Annotated in this window: 6 protein-coding genes; all 6 read left to right on the top strand. The window is 63.1% G+C overall.

All coding sequences use genetic code 11. The annotated features are described in order from the left end of the window. Positions 1–433 (top strand): RibD family protein (locus BFP90_RS00500; RefSeq protein ID WP_141688879.1); only part of this gene is annotated, 433 nt, incomplete at its 5' end. A gap of 48 nt (positions 434–481) precedes the next feature. After that, entirely contained in the window at positions 482–1,144 is a 663-nt protein-coding gene (locus tag BFP90_RS00495) for a riboflavin synthase (protein WP_065888387.1), read from the top strand. A 15-nt stretch (positions 1,145–1,159) separates the two neighbouring features. Continuing rightward, a complete protein-coding gene (gene ribBA, locus BFP90_RS00490) occupies positions 1,160–2,251 on the top strand; it encodes a bifunctional 3,4-dihydroxy-2-butanone-4-phosphate synthase/GTP cyclohydrolase II (RefSeq protein ID WP_065893131.1) in 1,092 nt (363 codons plus the stop codon). 88 nt (positions 2,252–2,339) lie between these two features. Further along, the gene (gene ribE, locus BFP90_RS00485; protein WP_003176356.1) at positions 2,340–2,816 is read left to right on the top strand and encodes a 6,7-dimethyl-8-ribityllumazine synthase; all 477 of its coding nucleotides are present in this window, start codon (positions 2,340–2,342) and stop codon (positions 2,814–2,816) included. Beyond that, the gene (gene nusB, locus BFP90_RS00480) at positions 2,813–3,313 is read left to right on the top strand and encodes a transcription antitermination factor NusB (RefSeq protein WP_065888385.1); all 501 of its coding nucleotides are present in this window, start codon (positions 2,813–2,815) and stop codon (positions 3,311–3,313) included. Before ribE ends, nusB begins: the two co-directional genes overlap by 4 nt. An 18-nt stretch (positions 3,314–3,331) precedes the next feature. Continuing rightward, positions 3,332–3,671 (top strand): AIR synthase related protein (locus tag BFP90_RS00475; protein WP_256097405.1); only part of this gene is annotated, 340 nt, incomplete at its 3' end.

Here is a 3,671-nt window from a genome sequence, read left to right as displayed (position 1 = left end):
GTTGCGTGTGTTGATCGACGGCCGTCTGCGAGTGCCGCTCGATGCGCCGTTCTTCAAGGCGGGCCCGGCATTGGTCATCACCTGCGTAACCCCGGAAAACCAGTTCCCCCGTGGTCCCGAGTGCCTGGTGGTACCGGGTGTGGAGGGCCAGGTCGACCTGCGATCGGCGCTGGTGGCGCTTGCCAACCGTGGCGTCAACGAAGTGCTGGTGGAAGCCGGCCCGAGCCTGGCGGGCGCGTTTGCCCAGCAAGGGCTGGTCGACGAGTACGTGATTTTCGTCGCCGGCAAGTTTCTCGGTTCCGCTGCCCGACCCTTGCTGGACTGGCCGCTTGAGAAGCTGGCCGATGCTCCCCACCTCAAGATCACTGACATGCGTGCCGTGGGCGACGACTGGCGAATCACTGCCATTCCCGTGCCTGCGGCGAGCGTATAATTCCCGGCCCGCGCTTGAGCGTCAGCCCCCCGTTTTCAGGAGAACGACATGTTCACCGGCATTATCGAGTCCATCGGCAGCATCCGTGCAATGACCCCCAAAGGCGGCGATATTCGCCTGCTGGTTGAAACCGGCAAGCTGGACCTGGGCGACGTCAAGCTGGGCGACAGCATCGCCGTCAGCGGTGTGTGCCTGACCGTCGTCGAGCTGCCGGGCAACGGCTTCGCTGCCGATGTGAGCCGCGAGACCCTGGACTGCACCGCGATGAACGATCTTGCGGCCGGCAGCCCGGTCAACCTGGAAAAAGCCCTGACGCCCACCACGCGCCTGGGCGGCCACCTGGTCAGCGGGCATGTCGACGGCGTCGGCGAAGTCGTGGCCCGCAGCGAGAACGCGCGCGCCGTGGAGTTTCGTATCCGCGCGCCGAAAGAGCTGGCCAAGTACATCGCCCATAAAGGCTCGATCACCGTCGACGGCACCAGCCTGACCGTGAACGCCGTGAATGGCGCCGAATTCGAACTGACCATCATTCCCCACACCCTCAGCGAAACCATCATGGCCTCCTACCAGCCAGGCCGGCGGGTGAACCTGGAAGTGGACTTGCTTGCCCGTTACCTGGAGCGCCTGTTGCTGGGCGAAAAGGCCGCAGAGCCTGCATCAGGCACCATCACCGAAAGTTTTCTGGCCGCTAACGGCTACCTGAAATCCTGACCAAGGGGGTGCCGCGTGGCGCTCAATAGCATCGAAGAACTGGTTGAAGACATCCGCCAAGGCAAGATGGTCATCCTGATGGATGACGAAGATCGCGAGAACGAAGGCGACATCATCATGGCCGCCGAAGCGTGCAAGGCCGAGCACATCAACTTCATGGCCAAGCACGCCCGTGGGTTGATCTGCATGCCCATGAGCCGTGAACGCTGCGAATTGCTCAAGCTGCCGTTGATGGCGCCGCGTAATGGCTCGGGCTTCGGCACCAAGTTCACCGTATCGATTGAAGCCACCACCGGCGTCACCACCGGCATCTCCGCCGCCGACCGTGCGCGCACCGTGCAGGCTGCTGCTGCGAAAGACGCCAAGGCTGAAGACATCGTCAGCCCCGGCCACATCTTCCCGCTGATGGCCCAGCCGGGCGGCACCCTGGCGCGTGCGGGGCACACCGAAGCCGCGTGCGACCTGGCGCGCATGGCCGGGTTCGAGCCGAGCGGGGTGATCTGCGAGGTGATGAACGACGACGGCACCATGGCCCGTCGCAGTGAACTCGAAGCGTTTGCCGCCGAGCACAACCTCAAGATCGGCACCATTGCCGACCTGATTCACTACCGCATGATCCACGAACGTACCGTTCAGCGGATTGCCGAGCAGCCGCTCGACAGCGAACTGGGCCACTTCAATCTGGTGACCTACCGTGATTCAGTGGAAGGCGACGTGCACATGGCGCTGACCCTGGGCACCATTTGCGCCGAAGAGCCGACCCTGGTGCGCGTCCACAACATGGACCCGCTGCGCGACCTGCTGATGGTCAAGCAGCCCGGCCGCTGGAGCCTGCGCGCGGCCATGGCCGCGGTTTCCGAGGCGGGCAGTGGCGTGGTGCTGTTGCTTGGCCACCCGCTGGATGGCGATGTACTGCTGGCGCATATCCGCGAAACGGCCGACCACGTGCCGGTGAAAAAACCGACCACCTACAGCATCGTCGGTGCCGGTTCGCAGATCCTGCGCGACCTCGGTGTACGCAAAATGCGCCTGATGAGCGCACCCATGAAATTTAATGCGATATCCGGTTTCGATCTGGAAGTTGTAGAATACGTGCCCTCCGAATAAAGGCTGGCGATTCCTGCCCCTTGTTCGCGGTTAAATCATCACTGAGGGACGCACTTTTCGCGTCCCGGCTCTTTAAGAGATTTGTCGAATGACCCTGAAGACCATCGAAGGTACCTTCATCGCCCCCAAAGGCCGCTATGCCCTGGTGGTTGGCCGCTTCAACAGCTTCGTGGTTGAAAGCCTGGTAAGCGGTGCCGTTGACGCCCTGGTTCGCCACGGTGTGAGCGAGAGCGACATCACCATTATCCGTGCCCCTGGCGCCTTCGAAATTCCACTGGTTGCGCAAAAGGTTGCCCAGCAGGGTGAATACGCGGCAATCATCGCCCTGGGTGCGGTCATTCGTGGCGGTACCCCGCACTTCGAATACGTGGCCGGCGAATGCACCAAGGGCCTGGCCCAGGTGTCCATGGAGTTCGGCGTGCCCGTCGCTTTCGGCGTGCTGACCGTTGACTCCATCGAGCAAGCCATCGAGCGCTCCGGCACCAAGGCCGGTAACAAAGGCGCTGAAGCTGCCCTGTCCGCCCTGGAAATGGTCAGCCTGCTGTCGCAGTTGGAGGCCAAGTGATTTCCGACGAAAGCGATCGTTTCAACCCACGCGACGAGCGTCCAGCCGACGCCGGCAAGCCTTCGAAAAGCGAAAAGCGTCGTGCTGCGCGCCAGCTGGCGACCCAGGCGCTGTACCAGCGCCACATGGCCGGCACTGCGCTGAACGAAATCGAAGCGCAATTTCGCGTCGATAACGATTTCACCTTCGCTGACCAGAGCTACTTCCACGACATCCTGCACGGTGTTCCGGCCAACCTGGACGAGATCGACAAGGCCTTGGCGCCCTGCCTGGACCTGACCCTCGAAGAGCTGGATCCGGTTGAACTGGCCGTGCTGCGCCTGTCCACCTGGGAACTGCTCAAGCGCGTCGACGTGCCGTACCGCGTGGTGATCAACGAAGGCATCGAACTGGCGAAAGTCTACGGTTCGACCGACGGCCACAAGTTCGTCAATGGCGTGCTCGACAAGCTGGCCCCGCGCCTGCGGGAAGCCGAAGTGAAGGAACACAAGCGCTAAGTTGCGCTTGTGGCCTTGATGGGTGAGTTCGAGCTGATCCGCAACTATTTCGCCGCCGCGCCCTGCGCGCAAGGCGGCGAAGGCATTGCCCTGGGGATCGGCGACGACTGCGCCTTGCTGGCGCTCCCCGCCGGGGAGCAACTGGCAGTCTCCACTGACACCTTAGTGGCCGGCGTACACTTTGCCGACCCGTGTGACCCGTTCCTGCTCGGCCAGCGCTCGCTGGCCGTGGCAGTGAGCGACCTGGCCGCCATGGGCGCCCATCCCCTCGCGTTTACCCTTGCCCTGACCACGCCGACCGTCGATGCCGACTGGTTGCAACGCTATGCCCAGGGTTTGAACGCCATGGCGCAACGCT

Origin of the sequence: Pseudomonas sp. 24 E 13, from assembly GCF_900004715.1 — a bacterium.
Taxonomy (GTDB): Bacteria; Pseudomonadota; Gammaproteobacteria; order Pseudomonadales; family Pseudomonadaceae; genus Aquipseudomonas; species Aquipseudomonas orientalis_A.
This window is presented reverse-complemented; position numbering and strand designations above follow the sequence as displayed.